Origin of the sequence: Rhizobium anhuiense, from assembly GCF_003985145.1 — a bacterium.
GTDB classification, from domain to species: Bacteria; Pseudomonadota; Alphaproteobacteria; order Rhizobiales; family Rhizobiaceae; genus Rhizobium; species Rhizobium anhuiense.
Map to the genome: position 1 here is coordinate 172,911 of NZ_ML133526.1, position 17,058 is coordinate 189,968.

General features: G+C 61.2%; 17 protein-coding genes. 11 read left to right on the plus strand and 6 right to left on the minus strand.

All coding sequences use genetic code 11. From position 1 onward, the window contains the following. Together EEQ99_RS17715 and EEQ99_RS17720 are read left to right on the plus strand one after the other, a co-directional pair. On the plus strand, positions 1-1,410 hold the full coding sequence (locus tag EEQ99_RS17715) for an FAD-binding oxidoreductase (protein WP_127430824.1): 1,410 nt from the start codon (positions 1-3) through the stop codon (positions 1,408-1,410). After that, positions 1,407-1,988: an NAD(P)H-dependent oxidoreductase gene (locus EEQ99_RS17720; protein ID WP_028756728.1), complete on the plus strand. Its 582-nt coding sequence runs from the start codon at positions 1,407-1,409 to the stop codon at positions 1,986-1,988. Before EEQ99_RS17715 ends, EEQ99_RS17720 begins: the two co-directional genes overlap by 4 nt. On the opposite strand, the gene EEQ99_RS17725 is transcribed toward EEQ99_RS17720, so the two are convergent. The 6 genes from EEQ99_RS17725 to EEQ99_RS17750 all read right to left on the minus strand — a co-directional run bounded on the left by EEQ99_RS17725 (position 1,985) and on the right by EEQ99_RS17750 (position 7,969). Beyond that, the gene (locus tag EEQ99_RS17725) at positions 1,985-2,374 is read right to left on the minus strand and encodes a RidA family protein (RefSeq protein ID WP_028756727.1); all 390 of its coding nucleotides are present in this window, start codon (positions 2,372-2,374) and stop codon (positions 1,985-1,987) included. The two genes, EEQ99_RS17720 and EEQ99_RS17725, sit on opposite strands and share 4 nt — an antisense overlap. Positions 2,375-2,500: 126 nt before the next feature. Then, positions 2,501-3,322 (minus strand): carbohydrate ABC transporter permease, encoded by an 822-nt coding sequence (locus tag EEQ99_RS17730; RefSeq protein WP_028756726.1) that lies wholly within the window; start codon positions 3,320-3,322, stop codon positions 2,501-2,503. A gap of 3 nt (positions 3,323-3,325) precedes the next feature. Continuing rightward, complete coding sequence (locus EEQ99_RS17735; protein WP_028756725.1) at positions 3,326-4,192, minus strand: carbohydrate ABC transporter permease; 867 nt, start codon at positions 4,190-4,192, stop codon at positions 3,326-3,328. 56 nt (positions 4,193-4,248) lie between these two features. Next, positions 4,249-5,580, minus strand: a complete 1,332-nt coding sequence (locus EEQ99_RS17740; protein WP_047616729.1) for an extracellular solute-binding protein — start codon at positions 5,578-5,580, stop codon at positions 4,249-4,251. Between the two features lie 53 nt (positions 5,581-5,633). After that, entirely contained in the window at positions 5,634-7,151 is a 1,518-nt protein-coding gene (locus tag EEQ99_RS17745) for a putative N-acetylmannosamine-6-phosphate 2-epimerase (RefSeq protein WP_127430825.1), read from the minus strand. Between the two features lie 68 nt (positions 7,152-7,219). Then, positions 7,220-7,969, minus strand: coding sequence for a GntR family transcriptional regulator (locus EEQ99_RS17750; protein WP_127430826.1), 750 nt, complete (start codon positions 7,967-7,969; stop codon positions 7,220-7,222). 203 nt (positions 7,970-8,172) lie between these two features. Here EEQ99_RS17750 and EEQ99_RS17755 point away from each other — a divergent pair, with 203 nt between their 5' ends. The 9 genes from EEQ99_RS17755 to EEQ99_RS17795 all read left to right on the plus strand — a co-directional run bounded on the left by EEQ99_RS17755 (position 8,173) and on the right by EEQ99_RS17795 (position 16,969). Beyond that, complete coding sequence (locus EEQ99_RS17755; protein WP_127430827.1) at positions 8,173-8,916, plus strand: FadR/GntR family transcriptional regulator; 744 nt, start codon at positions 8,173-8,175, stop codon at positions 8,914-8,916. After that, a complete protein-coding gene (locus EEQ99_RS17760; protein ID WP_127430828.1) occupies positions 8,900-10,498 on the plus strand; it encodes an ABC transporter substrate-binding protein in 1,599 nt (532 codons plus the stop codon). The genes EEQ99_RS17755 and EEQ99_RS17760 overlap by 17 nt, the downstream gene beginning before the upstream one ends. Before the next feature lie 70 nt (positions 10,499-10,568). Next, positions 10,569-11,528, plus strand: coding sequence for an ABC transporter permease (locus EEQ99_RS17765; RefSeq protein WP_097543324.1), 960 nt, complete (start codon positions 10,569-10,571; stop codon positions 11,526-11,528). Positions 11,529-11,530: 2 nt separating this feature from the next. Then, positions 11,531-12,409, plus strand: coding sequence for an ABC transporter permease (locus EEQ99_RS17770; protein WP_097543323.1), 879 nt, complete (start codon positions 11,531-11,533; stop codon positions 12,407-12,409). Positions 12,410-12,427: 18 nt separating this feature from the next. After that, positions 12,428-13,345, plus strand: a complete 918-nt coding sequence (locus EEQ99_RS17775; RefSeq protein WP_097543322.1) for a dihydrodipicolinate synthase family protein — start codon at positions 12,428-12,430, stop codon at positions 13,343-13,345. Between the two features lie 8 nt (positions 13,346-13,353). Further along, the gene (locus EEQ99_RS17780; RefSeq protein WP_127430829.1) at positions 13,354-14,370 is read left to right on the plus strand and encodes an ABC transporter ATP-binding protein; all 1,017 of its coding nucleotides are present in this window, start codon (positions 13,354-13,356) and stop codon (positions 14,368-14,370) included. Further along, on the plus strand, positions 14,371-15,324 hold the full coding sequence (locus EEQ99_RS17785; protein WP_127430830.1) for an ABC transporter ATP-binding protein: 954 nt from the start codon (positions 14,371-14,373) through the stop codon (positions 15,322-15,324). 24 nt (positions 15,325-15,348) lie between these two features. Beyond that, a complete protein-coding gene (locus tag EEQ99_RS17790; RefSeq protein ID WP_127430831.1) occupies positions 15,349-16,284 on the plus strand; it encodes a dihydrodipicolinate synthase family protein in 936 nt (311 codons plus the stop codon). Positions 16,285-16,399: 115 nt separating this feature from the next. Next, entirely contained in the window at positions 16,400-16,969 is a 570-nt protein-coding gene (locus EEQ99_RS17795) for a nucleoside 2-deoxyribosyltransferase (protein WP_047616932.1), read from the plus strand. Positions 16,970-17,058: the final 89 nt, after the last annotated feature.

A 17,058-nucleotide genomic window follows, 5' to 3' on the forward strand; every position in this document is an offset into this window, starting at 1 on the left:
ATGGCCGATTATCAGAAGATCAAAAAGGAACTCGAAGGCATCGCCGTCGAAGACAATCCGGCGCTCGTGCGCCAGAAGAGCCGGGATTTCTATTGGTACTCGCCGATCCTGAAGGCGCAGCTCGACAATGTTTCCGCCGATCTCGTCGTCACGCCGAAGACCGAGGAAGAGGTCATCCGGACGCTGAAGATCGCCTATGCCCACGACGTGCCGGTCACGCCGCGCGGCGCCGGCACCGGCAATTACGGCCAGGCCATGCCGCTTTCCGGCGGCATCGTGCTGAATCTTGCCGCCATGGACAAGATCAAGGAGATCCATCCCGGCCGCGTCGTCTGCGAACCCGGCATCGTGCTTGCCCAGCTCGACAAGCAGACCAAGGCCCATTCCGGCCAGGAGTTGCGCTTCCACCCCTCCACTGCCCAGACGGCGACGGTCGGCGGCTTCATCGCCGGCGGTTCGGGCGGCGTCGGCTCGATCACCTGGGGCGGCTTGCGCGACCTTGGCAACATCCTGCGCCTGCGCGTCGTCACCATGGAGGCCGAGCCACGTGTGCTCGATCTCACCGGCTGGGATCTCCAGAAAGTCAGCCACGCCTACGGCACGAACGGCATCATCACCGAGATCGAGATGCCGCTTGCGCCTGCCTATGACTGGGTCGATGTGCTGGTCGGCTATGACGACTTCATGGACGCGGTGCGCTTTTCCGACGCGCTGGCCAAATGCAACGGCATCCTCGTCAAAGAGATCGCGCCGATCGCGGCTCCCATTCCTTACGACTATTTCACCCGCCACAAGCCCTACATCCGTCAGGGCCAGTCGATCGTCGTGCTGATGATCGCGCCGCACTCCCTGGATGCCTTTCTTGCCTTCACCGCGGCGCAGAAGGGCGAGATCATGTTCCGCTCCGACACGGTGGAAAGCATGCGCGGCATTCCGCATGCCTATGAGCTGGCCTGGAACCACACGACATTGCGCGCCCTTAAGGTCGACCCGAACTTTACCTATCTTCAGGTGCAATATCCGGGACCGGACCATGTCGCCAAGGTGCGAAAGATGGTGGAGATCTTCGGCGACGAAGTGCCGGGTCATCTCGAATTCATCAAATTCGACGGCCAGATCCAGTGCTCCGGCCTGCCGCTGGTGCGCTACACCACCGAGGAGCGGCTGGAAGAGATCATCAAGATCCACCAGGACAATGGATGCCCGATCTTCAACCCGCACCGCTATACGCTTGAGGAAGGCGGCATGAAGCGCACCGACACGGTGCAGCTCGCCTTCAAGCAGGAAACCGATCCGAAAGGCCTGCTCAATCCCGGCAAGATGATTGCCTGGGAAAATCCCGATTTCGATTTCAACGCCGGCAAGAACTATCTCTTCCCCGGTCTCGCGGCCCTGATGGAGGCTTCATGAGGGTTCTCGTCCTCCACTCTCACCCGGTCGAGGAAAGTTACGGCAAGGCGCTCTACCGGCAGACCGTCGAGAGCCTTGAGAAGGCCGGGCATACGGTGGACGGCTGCGACCTTTACGAAGAGCAGTTCGATCCGGTGCTCTCACGCCGCGACCGGCTCGTCTATCACGACTATCCGGAAAATCTGAAGCTGGTGGAATCGCATGTCGAGCGGCTGAAGGCGGCCGAGGGGCTGGTGATCTGCACCCCGATCTGGAATTTCGGCTTTCCGGCAATTCTGAAGGGATATTTCGACCGCGTATGGCTGCCGGGCGTTTCCTTCGAACTGGTCAACGGCAAGGTAGAATCGCGGCTGCGCCACATCCGCAAGCTCGCCGCCGTCCTGACCTATGGCGCAACGCCCTTCCGCGCCTTTGCAGCCGGCAACCCGCCGAAGAAGATCGTCAAGAGAGTGCTGAGGGCGCAGATCAATCCGGTGAGGCCGGTGACCTTCCTCGCCCATTACGACATGAACAATTGCACGCCGGAGACGCGGGCAAAATTCCTCACCCGCGTCGGAGACGCGATGGAGCGCTTTTAAAAAATCTTCGCCGCCGTCACCTCGACCTCCACGAAGAATTCCGGCCGCGTAAAGCCGCCGACGACGATCAGAGTGGAAACCGGCTTCGGATCGAGGGTATAGCGATCCCGCACGGCCATATAGGCCGGAAAGTCTTCGCGCCGGGTGACGAACCCCGAAATGCGGATGACATCGGCAAAACTCATCTCCGCCTCTTCGAGGATCGCCTTGATCGCCTCGAAGCAGAGTTCCGCCTGCGCGGCCACGTCGCTCGGAACAGTATCGTCGAGACCGATACCTAACTGGCCCGAAGTGACCAACAGCGATGCGCCGGGCGGCACGAGCAGGCCGTGATTGTAATTCCCGAAAGGCCGGCGCACCGAGGCCGGATTGAAGGTCTTCTTCATCGATCGCTCTGAAATTTTCTCATAGGCCTGCAAATACCGCACCCTACAGGACGCGGCGGGATATGAGAATATCGCCACCGCCCATTATGTCTTGTGACAAGGCAGGATGAATGCCTTGAACGGATACTAGCCCTTGACAGCACCCGAGATCATCGAGCCGGAAATCTGCCGATACATGAGGAGGCCTAGAAAGGCTGGAGGCAGCGCGCCGAGGATCATCACGGCCGATGCCGTCCCCCATTGTACGCCGCCGCCGCTTGCCGCAAAAAAGAAGGAAGCGCCAACGGTCATCGGCACCGCCTTGTTTGTCGTCAGCATCAGACCGAAGAGGAACTCGTTCCAGGCGGTGATAAAGCCGAAGATGAAGGTCGTCACCAGTGCAGGACGCACGACCGGCCGAATGATGCGGATCATGATCTGAAACGAATTCGCGCCATCCACCTTTGCCGCTTCGTCCAGTTCGAGCGGGACGTCGGAAATCGCATTGACGAGAATGACAAGCGCCAGCGGTGTGTTGACGATGGTCAGGATCAGGCCGAGACCGAGCTGGGTATCGAGCAAACCGAGCCATTGGTACATCATGTAGAGCGGGATGGCGAAAATGATCAGCGGCACGGCGCGCAGATTGACGATGATCGGCAGCAGCGTGTGCTTGCCCGCTTCGCTCCTGGCGATCGCATAGGCCGCGGGAAAGGCGAGCATGATCGCAAGCCCCGTGCCGATCAACGAAGCGACGGTGCTGTTCCAGAGGTAGGAATAGATATTGAAACGGTCCGTCTGCGTTAAAACCCGCAGGTAGTTTTCGAGAGTCGGCTGGCTGATCCACAAACCAGGATTGACCGACAGTTCGCGCGCGCTTTTGAACGACGTGACGAGCGTGACGATGATCGGAAAATTCATCGCAAGAGCTGCGGCGGCAAAAACGATCCAGCGGAGCGTGTTCATCATCGCTCACGTCCTCCTGCGGCCGGCCAGCCAGTTGAGGCTATAGAGCACGAGCAGCGAGGCAAGGAAGAGAACAACGGAAGCCGCCACCGCCTTGCCGATCGCACCCTCCTTGAAAAATGCCTGATAGATATAGATCGACAGCGACATGGTCGAGCCGCCCGCACCGCTGCCGGTCAACGCGTAGACGTTGTCGAAAACACGAAAGCCGTCGATGAAGCGAATGAAGAAGGCGATCATGAGCGTCGGCAGCATCAGCGGCAGCTCGATAAACCAAAGCAGCTTGATTGCCGACGCGCCGTCGAGGGCGGCCGCCTCGCGCACGTCGAGCGGCACGGCGACATAGGCCATGTAAAACAGCAGAAAGGCAAACGGCGTCCATTGCAGCGTTTCGACCACGGTCAGCGTCCAGAATGCGTGAGCGACGTCGAGGAAGGCCGGGCTGTCGCCGAACCACTCGAAGAGATAATAGGGCACCGGCCCGGCAAATTCGTGCAGCACCAGGCGATACATCAGTCCGATCATGGCCGGCGCCACCATGAGCGGCAGCATGAGGGGCGCCATAAGGACCGAGCGCTTTGACAGAAGAGGCGCCAGAAAAATCGCAAGAAACAGGCCGAGCAGGCATTCGATAAGCGCCGTCAAGATGCCGAAGCGCAGCGAAAAGAAAATGGCGCGCCAGAAATCCCGATCGGCAAGCACCGCCAGGTAATTGCCGAAGCCGCTCAGCGTCGGACTTCGCAGTGTCTGGAAATCGACCGTCGAGACGGAATAGATGATGTTGATGACTGCGGGAAATCCGAGGAACAGCAGCAGGAAACCCACGAGCGGCGTGAGATAGGCTCTTCCCTCGGCACGTCTTACTATGGCCATTTCGATCCGCCGGCTGGGGCCGGATGCCCTGCAAAAGACAGGGCGTCCGGCGAATATCACTTCTTCAGGAGGTCCTGCATGCCAGCCTTCGCATGAGCCAGCGCGTCATCAAGGCTCTGCTGGCCCGACCAGTAGCCGGTGAACTCTTTCGCCTGCAATTCGTAGACGGAGAGTGCGTTAGCCGAAGTCGCACCGTTCATCACGTAGCCGTACCTGCTGGCAAACTCGCCGAGTTTGACGAGATCAGGACGTTCCTTGGCGACTTTCGCCACCACGTCGGGCGCAAGAGCCGGAGAGCCGCCGCTTCGTGCATAGAGCAGGGCCGCATCCTCGGTCGCCAGCCACTTCAGGAATTTGACGGCGCCGTCCTTGTTCTTGGCGTTCTTGTTGAGGCCGAGACCAAGACCGTGAATATGGTCGGCGCGTCCGTTCGGCCCGGCCGGCGGTGCCACAATACCGGTGACGTCGGCAACTGCGGGGGTTTTCTCGGCATTGGTGAGATCCGCCGCAGCGGCATTCCACTGAAGTGCCGTGGCAGCCTGCCCGGCACCGTAGGCGGCATTGGTCTCGGCATATTCATAGCTCAGCGAATCCTTAGGCGAAGCGCCGGCGTCGTAAAGCTTCTTGTAGAGTTCAAGGCCAGTCTTGTAGGCATCGGAATCAACGGTGACATTGCCGTCCTTGTCGGTCCAGTCTGCGCCATAGGAGCGCGGCAGCGACTGGAACACCATCATGTTGAAGAGCAGGTTCTTCATCTGCAATACGGTGCCATAACGCACGGGGCTTTCGGAATTCACCTGCTTCGAGAAGTAGAGAGCCGTTGCCGCCCAGTCGTCCCAGGTCCAGTTATCCGGGTCCTTCGGCTGCAATTCCTTGCCGAGATACTGCTTGGAGATTTCAGCATATTTCGCCTTTGCCGCATCGTCCTTCATCAGCGCATCGATCAGATCCTTGCGATAATACATGAAGTGCAGCGACAGATCTGTCGGCACTCCATATTGCTTGCCGTCGAACTGCATGGTCTTCAGCACGGATTCGCCAAACGTCTTTGCGGCATCGCTACCGAGGTCGACTGGCTCCATGTACGGTGCATAACGGCCGATCGAGTAGGTGGCAACGAGGTTGATGTCAAAGGCAGTCGACCCCGCTGCCATGTCGGCCTGCAGCTTGTCGTAGAAGCCCTCCCGGTTGAAGAATAAGAGTTCGACCTTGTCGGCGTCGCTGATGCCCGCAGTGGCGTTGTAGGCTTCGACGGTCGCACGAAGCGCCGTTTCTTCCGAACCACCCGGCCAGCCAAGAACGGTCACTGTCGCATTCGAGGTGCCCGGCAAAGCAACGCTTGCGAGAAGCAGGGCAAGGGCTGATAAGGACGTTCTGTTCAATGTCATCGTAGTTCCCTTTCTCTTATTGTTACGTCTGAATCCATGTTTTCTGGAATTATTCAGTCACGTCGCACTGCCAGGCTCGCCACGCCGACGATGCCGGCACGGCTGCCGAGCCTGGCGGGTACGAGAACGGGCGTCAGCCGGGCGTCGATACCCGCAAGGCAATCACGAATCCGGTCGAGGTAGGCCACTGCAAGGCCGATGCCGCCACCGATGACGATATGCTTGGGATCGAGCATCATTTGGATATCGCAGCAGAGCGTCGCTGCGCGGAATGCCGATTGCGAGATGATCGCCTCGGCCCAGGCCTCACCGCTGTTGGCATGCTCGAAAACCTCGGCGGCGGTCGCCTGATGCCCGGCCTTTGCAGCCTCGGCCGCTATCCAGCGGCCCGACGTCTGGTCTTCCAAAGGCGACTGCCCGGCGGACGGACCACGGATCAGCCCGAAATGACCGGCAAGCCCGGCAAGTGGGCGCCCGTTGACAATGATGCCGCCGCCGATGCCGGTCGAGATGGTGAGGAACACCAGATCGCCGCCATCGCCGGCACCAAACCTGTATTCTCCCCAGGCGGCCGCCTGCGCATCGTTGACGGCAAAAACCGGTTTACCGAAGGTCGCCGTCGCCTTATCGACCAGCGGATAGCGATCGGGAATGCCGAGCGTCGCCGGATTGAGCGCCGACCAGCATCCATCCTGAATGAAGCCCGTCACCGCGATGCCGACACGCGAATAGCGATCCGTCCATGATCGGATAGAGTCGGCGATCATGGCAAGCCAGGCATCGGGGCCCATATCCCGCACCGTCGGCACCGTAATTTCAGCCAGCACTTCGCCGCCCCTGACCAGAGCCACCATCGTCTTCGTGCCGCCGATATCGATTGCAAGCGCCGTTTGGGTATCGTCGGCATCATAGGCCGCAGCGACGGCGTCGCGAAACCACGACGTCACGTGCTCGGTGCGCGTGATCGCCGAGCCTACGACGACGGCAAAAGCCCCGGCCTTGGCTGCGGCGGCAGCCTGCTCCACCGTGCGGATACGACCCTCGGCTATGACATAAGGCGTCAGCGTGTGCATGGCTGTGATCAGGCCGATATCCGGATCGACAGGCTCAGGCCCGCCGACATAGCCGGACAGCGTGGTGCCGACGAAATCGACGCCGGCCGCCAGGGCGTTGCGCGCATCTTCGAGGTTCGAACAGTCGGCCATCGTCAGCTTGCCCCTTGTCTTAATCGCCTGCACCAGATTCTGGACGGAGACGGGACGCAGGCGATCCGTGGCGTCGAAGGCGACGATATCGGCGCCCGCATCGACCAGCGCTTCGGCATCGGCAACGAACGGCGTGATGCGCACCGGACTGTCATCGAGATCGCGTTTGACGATGCCGATGATCGGCACGTTCACGGCCGGACGAACGGCCTTCACATAGGCGATGGATTCGATCCGCAACGCTTTTGCACCGGCATCGACGGCGGCCTTGGCGAACCCCGTCACGAATTCAGCCGTGTCCGTAGGACCGCCCGGAACCGGCTGGCAGGAAACGATAAGGCTCTTTTTGATGTCGTCGCGCTGCAATCGTGACACTCCATTTCGGCATCACGATAGTTAGAAAATACCAGATTACAACCAGTTTATAACTGGTATTATCGCCTCAGTTCGAAGACGAAGTCGTAAACGTCGCCCTTATAGCGGCTCTCGCAGTATTCGACGATCTGGCCGTCGCCGAGGAAACAACGGCGCTCTGTCATCAGCAACGGCGCTCCGGCATCGCAGTGGAGATGCTGCGCATCCTCCACCGAGGCCGCGCGTGAACGCATGCGCTGCACGGCGCGCTGCGGCAGGAAGCCCCGCGTTTCCAGCGTCTCGTAGAGAGAGTCGCCGACCATATTTGCCAAAGGTATGAAGTGAACCGGCACCGTTGAGGTCTCGACCGCAATGGGCACACCATCGGCGGTGCGGATACGCTTCATGCGCAGGATATTGCTATTTCCAGCAATGCCGAGCGCCATCATCTCGGTCGGAGACGGGCGGCTTATCTGCTTGGAAAGCCATATACATCCTGGAACGAGCCCCCGCGCGAGGATGTCTTCCGAAAAGCTGGTGAGCGTGGAAAGGGATTTTTCGACGCGCGATCCGACTTCCGTCTTGAAGCCGTGGCGGCGATTGAGGAAACCCTCTTCCTCGAGCAGCGCCAGCGCCTTGCGTATTGTCACCCGGGAAAGCGACAGCGTCTCGGCCAGAACACGCTCTCCGGGCAGAACGGCGCCGGCCTTAAGCGTATTCGAAAGGATCGCGGTTTCGATCGCCGCTTTCAGCCGCTTGTAGAGCGGCAGACCGGATGCTGACACCTGCAATTCCTTACCAATCGCTTCGATCAGTTCATCTGTCGCCATGATTTCTCCCGATACCGTCCGCGGCACATTCAGTTTTTTCTGTGGAATGCACCTGGATCTATACTGGTATTAGAATGAAAGGGCAATCGCCAGGCAGCGGACCAGTTCCGCGCTGCGATGCAAACTTGCCCATTTGACAGATATCCTACAAGTGGATATGTAGATTTCATCATATGGGCGAAACCAGAAGAAGACCGGGGTAAATGACATTGAAATCGATGAAGCCGCTGACGCGCGCCCCGCTGTTGCACGTATCGGTCCAGGAAAGCCTGCGCGCCTATATCGATGATAATGGCCTGGCGCCCGGAACCCTGCTTCCGGCCGAAGGAGAGCTCGCCACCCAGCTCGGCGTCAGCCGCAATTCGCTGAGGGAAGGCATCAAGGCGCTGGAATCGGTCGGCGTGCTGGAGACGCGGCGCGGCGTCGGCATCTTCGTCAAGGCCTTTTCCTTCGAGCCGCTTCTCGACAATCTCGCTTACGGCCTCGGCGGCGCCCTGCGGCAGATCGAGGAGGTCCTCGAAATCCGGCGGACCTTGGAAGTGGGGTTGATCGGCAAGACGATCGAGGTGATCGCAGAGGAGGACATCGCCGAACTGCGCGCCACCGTCAACCGCATGCGCGCCCATGCCGAGCGCGGTGAAACCTTTGCGACAGACGACCAGCTGTTCCACCGACTGCTGTTTCGCTGCCAGGACAATGAGACGCTCGTGCGGCTGATCGATGTCTTCTGGCTCGCCTTCTACAAGGCATCGGATTTCGTCAACCTTGAAAATACCGATCCGATGGCGACGTGGCGCGATCACGCCGCGATCGTCGATGCGATCGAGGCAAGGGATCTGGAGGAGGCGCGCAGACGCCTGGATCGTCACTACGAGGGCATTGCCCGGGTGATTGCCAACAACAAGGCAAGTTCAAACATGGGAGGAACACATGAAAAGACTGTCTAGATTATCCGCCATCGCGCTTGGCGCCATGCTGTCGACGGTTGCCGTGCCGGCTCTTGTCGTCTCGGGCGCTGCAACAGAGGCTCAGGCCGCCACCCTGTCCGGCGGTTTCGATGTCGGCCCCGGCGGCTTCCAGGGCAATTTCAATCCGCTTGCCGCGACCGCCGGCTTCACCTGGCTCAGCATCTACTACGAACCGCTGGTCAGCTATGACGAGACGCTGCAGAAGGTGGTTGGCGCACTGGCAAGCTCCTACGAGGTCAGCCCGGATCAGATGACCTACACGTTCAAGCTCGCCGATGCCAAATGGCATGACGGCAAGCCCTTCACCGCCAAGGACGCCAAGTTCACCATCGGCCGTGCGATGGATGTGAAATCCGGCTCGGTGCTCGCCGCCCGACTGAAGGGCATATCGTCCGTCGAGGCGCCGGACGATCACACCGTCGTCATCAAGCTCAGCGCACCCAGCAGCAGTCTTCTCGACACGATGACCAAGGTGATGATGCTGCCCGAGCATGCGCTCTCCTCCATACCGGCCGACCAGCTGGCGAAGAACACCTGGTGGTCCACCACCCCGATCGGCACCGGCCCGTTCAAATTCACCAAATACGTCTCGGACCAGTATGTCGAACTTGCCGCAAACACCGATTATCGTGGTGGCAAGCCCGCCCTGGAACGCGTCATCAATCGCTATTTCGCCAACCCGGCCGCAGCGATCGCAGCGCTGAGATCCGGTGAAATCCAGTTCACTTACGTCGATTCCAACGATGTGCCGACCTTCAAGGACAACAAGGACTTCAAGGTCATCGAAGGTGACTCTTTCGTCGTCAACTATCTCGGCTTCAACCACGATTCCCCGCTCTGGAAGGACGTGCGTGTCCGCAAGGCGGTGATGCACGCGATCAATCGCGATGCCATCATCCAGAGCCTCTACGGCGGCGCGGCAAAGCCCGCCAACTGCGCCTATGTCGCCGAACAGCTGATACCGCCTGATATCGACACCTACGCCTATGATCCGGAGAAGGCCAAGCAGCTGCTGACGGACGCCGGCTGGGATCAGATCAACGGCGCCAAGCCGATCACGCTTCTGACCTATTACACCACCCCGCTGGCGACCAACGTCCTTGCGGCAGTCCAGGCAATGCTTGCCCAGGTCGGCATCAACATCGTCCCGCGCGCCGTCGATGCCCCGACCTATAACAGCATCGTGCTCAATGCGACGCCGGATATCGCCCAGTTCCAGATGGTCTATGCCGGGCTGCAGAACGGGCCGGATGCCGGCAGCATCAACGTCGGCCTCAACGAGAAGCAGATCCCTCCGGCCGGACCGAACGTTGCCAGGGTTCGCATGCCCGACCTCACCAAAGCACTCGATAGCGCGCTTGCCGAGCCTGACAGCGCCAAGCGGAATACGGCCTACCAGGACGTCTGCAAGGTGATGAACACGAACCTTCCCTGGGCGACGCTCTGGGTGGCAAACCGCTACGGCATCGTCTCGACCAAGGTGAAGGATTTCGTCTGGACGCCGGCTCCGGGCGGCGGCCCCTACCAGGCCGACCCGCAGAAATGGTCGATCGCCGAATAGGCGTTTTCCGCAAAGCCTTGAGGGTGGCTTCGGCCACCCTGACAAGACGGCCTGACAATACGGATTGCCGATGCTCCGATACAGTCTCAGACGCCTGATCATGGGAATGGGCATGCTCGTCGCCCTGAGCATGCTGATCTTCCTGCTGCTGCGCCTGACGCCAGGCGATCCGATCGATGCCTATATCGATCCGAACCTGCCGATGTCACCGTCGGATCTTGCCGATTTGCGCAGAAGCCTCGGGCTCGATCAACCCTTGCCCGTCCAGTATCTGGGCTGGCTGCAGCAGGCGGTGACGGGCAATCTCGGCTATTCGATCAAGCGTCTCGACCAGCCGGTTCTGGGCCTGGTGCTATCGCGGATCGGGCCGACAGTGCTGTTGATGGGCACAGCCCTTGTCTTCGCCATCGTCGTCGGCATCGCCTGCGGGGTGATCGGCGCCGTCCGCCGCAATTCGCTCGCCGACCTCTCCCTATCGGTGGCTGCGCTTGCCGGCATTTCGAGCCCGGCATTCCTCAGCGCACTGCTCGGCCTTTATCTTTTCTCCGTCCGCCTGCACTGGATGCCGTCTGGCGGCATGCTAACGCCGGGCGAGGCGTTCTCGGTGGGCGACCTCCTCCATCATCTGATCCTGCCGGCGGCACTTCTATCCGTCGCGCAAGCTGCATTGATCATGCGCTACATGCGCGCTTCGCTGCTCGAAGTCCTGAACCAGGATTACGTGCGCACGGCCCGCGCCAAGGGCGTGCGCGAATTCTGGGTCATCACCAAACACGCGTTGCGCAATGCGCTGCTTCCGATCGTCACCCTGATCGGCTCCACCGTCGGGCTTGCCATCGGCGGCGCCATCTTCATCGAGAGCGTCTTCAACTGGCCGGGCATGGGTCTTTTGCTCGTCGATGCCGTGCAGACCCGCGACTACCCCGTCATCATGGGGGCGACGCTCGTCATCGGTACTTGCGTTATCGTCGTCAATCTTCTGACCGACATCACCTATGCGGTCGTCGATCCGCGCATCAAGGTGGGCTAAGCATGCTGGCACGCTCCCCGCAACGCCGCAGCCCGGGGCCACTTGCCCGCGCTTTCGACCGTTTTCTGCTCAACCGCGCCGCCGTTGCCGGCGTCGGCATTGCTCTTCCGATGCTGCTGCTGATCCTCTCCTATCCGCTGTGGTGGGCTTTCCAGCCGAACGACATCGATCTTCTGGCGATGAACAGCGGCCCGACGGCAAAGCACTGGTTCGGAACCGACGGCGTCGGTCGCGATGTCTTTGCGCGCGTGCTCGAAGGCGGTCGGATTTCGCTTCTGGTCGCCGTCGCATCGACCACGCTTTCCGCGATCATCGGCTTTCTCTTCGGGGCCATCTCGGCGCTTGCAGGACGTTGGGCGGATGCCGTCTCGATGCGCTTCGTCGATCTGGTGATGACGCTGCCGCCTGTCATCTTCCTGCTTGTGCTCGCCTCGATTGCCGGCACCGGCATCTGGCCGACCGTACTCGTCATCTCGCTGCTCTCCTGGCCGCTGCTTGCGCGCATGATCCGCTCCCGGCTGCTGGAATTGCGTGAGCGCGACTTCGTCATGGCCGCCCGCGGCATGGGCGCCGGCATCGGACATCTGCTCTTCCGCCACGGCCTGCCGAACTCGATCGATATCCTCGTGGTCTATGCGACGCTGCAGATCGCCAATGCCATCCTGCTAGAGGCGGGCCTGTCCTTCCTCGGCCTCGGCATCGCTCCGCCGGCGGCTAGCTGGGGCAACATGCTGAACGCGGCCCGATCAACGGCCGTGCTCGAACAATATCCGTGGCAATGGCTCTTCCCCGGCACCGCACTGATCCTTGCCGTGCTTGCGATCAACTTCATTGGCGATGGCCTCAGAGACGCCTTCGACCCGCGTGCCGAACTGAACTGACAATCGAAAGAAGCGAAAATGACCAAATTCAAGGGGGTCGTCCCTCCCGTCGTAACACCGCTCAATCCGGATTTTACCGTCGACTATCCTTCCTATACACGCGTGCTCGAACATCTGATCGGTGCCGGCTGCCATGGCGTATTCGTCCTCGGCTCGACGAGCGAGGTGATCTTCCATGACGAGAAGACCCGGCGCGAAATCATCGAACATTCGGCCAAGGTGGTGAATGGCCGCGTGCCGCTGATCGTCGGCGTCATCGATCCGACCACGGATCGCGTCATCGCCCATGCAAAAGTCGCAAAGGCCGCCGGCGCCGACGCGGTGGTGGTGACGGCACCATTTTATACCGTCACCAGCCAGTCCGAGATCGTCGATCATTTCCGTTATGTCAGAGACGCGGTGGACGTTCCGCTGGTCGCCTACGACATTCCCGTTTGCGTTCACGTCAAGCTGCAGCGCCAGACCGTCGTCACGCTTGCCAGGGAAGGCGCCATCATCGGCCTCAAGGATTCCAGCGGCGACGACGGCAACTTCCGCTATGCGCTTCTCGACCTTGCCGAACACAAGGACGTCTTCCTGATGACCGGTTCCGAGATCGTCGTCGACAACGCCCTGCTGATGGGCGCCCACGGCGTCGTTCCCGGCATCGCCAATGTCGATCCGCACGGCTATGTCCGCCTTTGGGATGCCGCGCAGCGCGGCGACTGGGTCGCCGCGAGGAAGGAGCAGGAGCGTCTCTGCCGCCTCTTCGAAATCGTTTGGGTTGCACAGAGCCGCGTCAGCGGCGGCGCCGCCGGCATCGGCGCCTTCAAGGCTGCCATGCGCAGCCTCGGCATCATCGACACCGCCGTCATGCCGCGGCCGCGTGCCTCCCTGAACGATGCCGAAACGGCGCGGATCGACGAGATCCTGCGTGCGACCGGCTTGCTGAACTGAGACGGCTGATGGAACAGACCGCCGAACCCGTACTCGACATCAGGGGATTGCGAACGATCTTCCGCGTCCGCGGCGGCGAGATCACGGCGGTCAACGATATTGACCTCAGCATTGCCGCCGGCGAGACGCTGGCACTCGTCGGCGAATCCGGCTCCGGCAAGTCTGTCACCAGCCTGTCGGTCATGCGGCTGCTCACCCGCGGCATCGGTGCGATCGCAGCGGGTAGTATCCGCCTGACGACGCGCGGCGGCGCGGCCCAGGATCTTGTTGGCCTCGACGAAGAGAGCATGCGCAGGATCAGGGGCGACGACATCGGCATGGTGTTCCAGGAGCCTATGTCGAGCCTCAATCCCGTTTTCACGATCGGCGACCAGATCGCCGAGCCGCTCCGCGTCCATCGCGGGGCGGACCGCAAGAAGGCGATGGACGCAGCCGTCGCGCTCCTTGAAAGCGTCGGCATTCCGGACGCGCGACGCCGTGCCGGCCAATATCCGCACGAACTCTCGGGCGGCATGCGGCAACGCGCCACCATCGCCATGGCGCTCGCCTGCGATCCGGCGCTGCTGATCGCCGATGAGCCGACCACGGCGCTCGACGTGACGATCCAGGCGCAGATTCTCGATCTGCTTCTCAAATTGCAGCGTGAGCGCGGCATGGCCATGCTCTTCGTCACCCACAATCTCGGCGTCGTCGCCGAAATCGCCCATCGCGTCGCGGTGATGTACGCCGGCCGGATCGTCGAAGAAGGGCCGGTCGGCGAGGTTTTCCGCAATCCGAGGCATCCCTATACCATGGGTCTTCTCGCCTCCATGCCTCGCCTCGGCGACGCCGCGCGGATGAAACAGGCCGGCGAAAAGCTCGCCGCCATTCCTGGCATGGTCCCGAGCCTGATGAACATGCCGAGCGGCTGCGCCTTTTCCCCGCGCTGCACATTCGCGATCGACGCCTGTCGCGCCGTCGTGCCTGGGCTCGAACAGGTCAATCCGCAGCACCGCAGCCGCTGCATCAGGTGGCAGGAGATCTAGATGAGCGCACCGCTGCTCTCCGTCCGCGACCTTTCGAAACACTATACCTCCCGCGGCACGCGACCGAACATTCTTCAGGGTATTTCCTTCGACATCGGCAAGGGTGAAGTCGTCGGGCTTGTCGGCGAATCCGGCAGCGGAAAGACCACGATCGGGCGTTCCGTCCTGCGGCTCGTCGAACCGTCTTCCGGCAGCGTCCGCTTTGACGGAACGGAACTCACTACGCTTTCGGCCTCGGCGCTCAGACGGCAAAGGCCGCGCATGCAGTATATTTTCCAGGACCCCTTCGCCAGCCTGTCGCCGCGCATGACGATCGGCGAAATCCTGACGGAGGGACTGAAAATCCAGGGGATCGGCAGCGTCGGCGACAGGCTCGATCGGGCGCTGTCGGCCTTGGCCCAGGTCGACTTGCCTGCCGAGGCGATCAATCGGTACGCGCATGAATTTTCCGGTGGTCAGCGCCAGCGCATCGGGATCGCCCGCGCTTTGACCTTGTCGCCCGAATTCATCGTCGCCGACGAGCCGGTTTCGGCGCTCGACGTGTCGATCCAGGCGCAGGTGATCAACCTGCTGCGCGACCTGCAGCAGCGGCTTGGCCTTACAATGCTGTTCATCTCGCATGACCTCGCCGTCGTCGAATATATCTGTGACCGGGTGATCGTACTCTATCTCGGCCGTATCATGGAGATCGCGCCGAGCGCCGATCTCTATGCGAGACCACAGCATCCCTATACGCGCGCCCTGCTCTCGGCGATCCCATCGCCCGATCCGGATGCCCGTCGCGACAGGCAGATCCTGAAAGGCGATATTCCAAGTCCGGCCAATCCGCCGAGCGGGTGCGTCTTTCGCACGCGCTGTGCGAGTGCTCTCGAGGCCTGCGCCGGCGCCGTTCCGCAATTGCGTGAGGTCGCGCCCGGCCACTTCAAGGCCTGCATCCGCGACGACCTCGATTGATCCGTCATTCATTGGGGAAAACAGATGAACGCAAAGATGCCGCGTGCCGCCATCGGCGGAAACTGGGCGAGCCTGCTTCTGCCGATTGCGGCCGACGACAGCATCGAATTCGACAAGCTCGCCGCGGAGATCGACATCCTCACCGAGGCCGGCGTCGACGGCATCTATTCCAACGGCACGGCAGGAGAATTCCACAATCAGACGGAGGAGGAATTCGACAGGATCCAGGAGATGCTGGCTGGACGCTGCAAAGCATCTTCAACCCCCTTCGTGATCGGGGCCTGCCAACCGGACCCATCGATCATGCTCAACCGCATCCGCCGTGCCGCCGCGCTCGATCCCCGCGCCATCCAGGTCATATTGCCGGACTGGTGGCCGCTCACCAATGCCGAAGCGATCGACTTCTTGAATCGCGCTGCCAATGCTGCCGACGGAATTCCGCTCATCCTCTACAATCCGCCGCATGCGAAACGCGTGCTGACGCCAAAGGAACTCGGCGCGGTCTGTGCGGCCGCCCCTGACGTGATCGGCATCAAGCTCGCCGACGGCGACGGCCTCTGGTACGCAGAGGCGCGCCGGCATCTTTCCGGTCTGTCGCTTTTCGTTCCCGGTCATCATCTCGCAACCGGCATCAAAGAGGGCGTCGCGGCCGGTTCCTTTTCCAATGTCGCCTGCCTTAGCTCCCGCGGTGCGCAGAGCTGGACGACATCGATGCAAACCAATATCGATGCCGCACTCGATCTGGAACGGCGCATCCGCGCGTTCATGGACGTGCATATCGTCCCCTTCCGCCAGGAATTCGGCTATTCGAACGCCGCTCTCGACAAATTGTTGTCTGCCATCGGCAATTGGGGACCCGTGGGCACCCGTCTACGGTCTCCTTATCGCTCGATAGACATGGCGGAAGCGATCAGGCTGCGGGACATTGCACGCTCGGAACTTCCCGATCTTTTCCGCTGAGTGTGCTTAAGCAACCGGGCATGGGCGGTTTCGCCCACTGGATTGAAATCCTTCTTCGCGCTACAGCGGGGAAGATATTTTGGTTGCCGAGCCCATCCCTTTCAGGTGCAATTTCATGACGAAAAAAGTCTATCTCGCCGGTCCGGAAGTCTTCCTTCCCAATGCCCGTGAAATCCTCGACCGCAAAGCGGCACTTGCCCGTGAGGCGGGACTTCTCCCGCTCTCGCCCGGCGATCTGGAAATCCCGCAGACGAACTCGAAGCGCGAGCGGGCCGCGGCGATCAACGCGGTGGACGAGAAGATGATGATGCAGGCTGATGCGATCATCGCCAATCTGACGCCCTTTCGCGGCGTTGCCGCCGATACGGGGACGGCCTTCGAACTCGGCTTTATGTGCGCAAGCGGTAAGCCGGTCTTCGCCTACACGAATGTGGCCCGCGACCACAGCGGACGCGTGAGCGATCTTTATGGCGGCGCCGTCGCCTATGATGCGGAAGGCCGATTGCGAGACCCGAACGGGATTGCGATCGAGGATTTCGGCCTGGCCGACAATCTGATGCTGCATGCCGGAATTGAGCGGCGCGGCGGTGTCCTCGTCATCGGAGACGCGCCGCCGGATGCACTCTATACGGACCTTGCCGCGTTCAAGACATGTCTTGCCATCGCCGTTGAGAAGCTGCGCTAAAGTCTTCAGTTCGGGCAGTTGAGGGATTGGCGAACCGCGGGGCAACGTCGGCAAGCACCTGACTGCTTGTCAATCGGTCCGGGGGACAG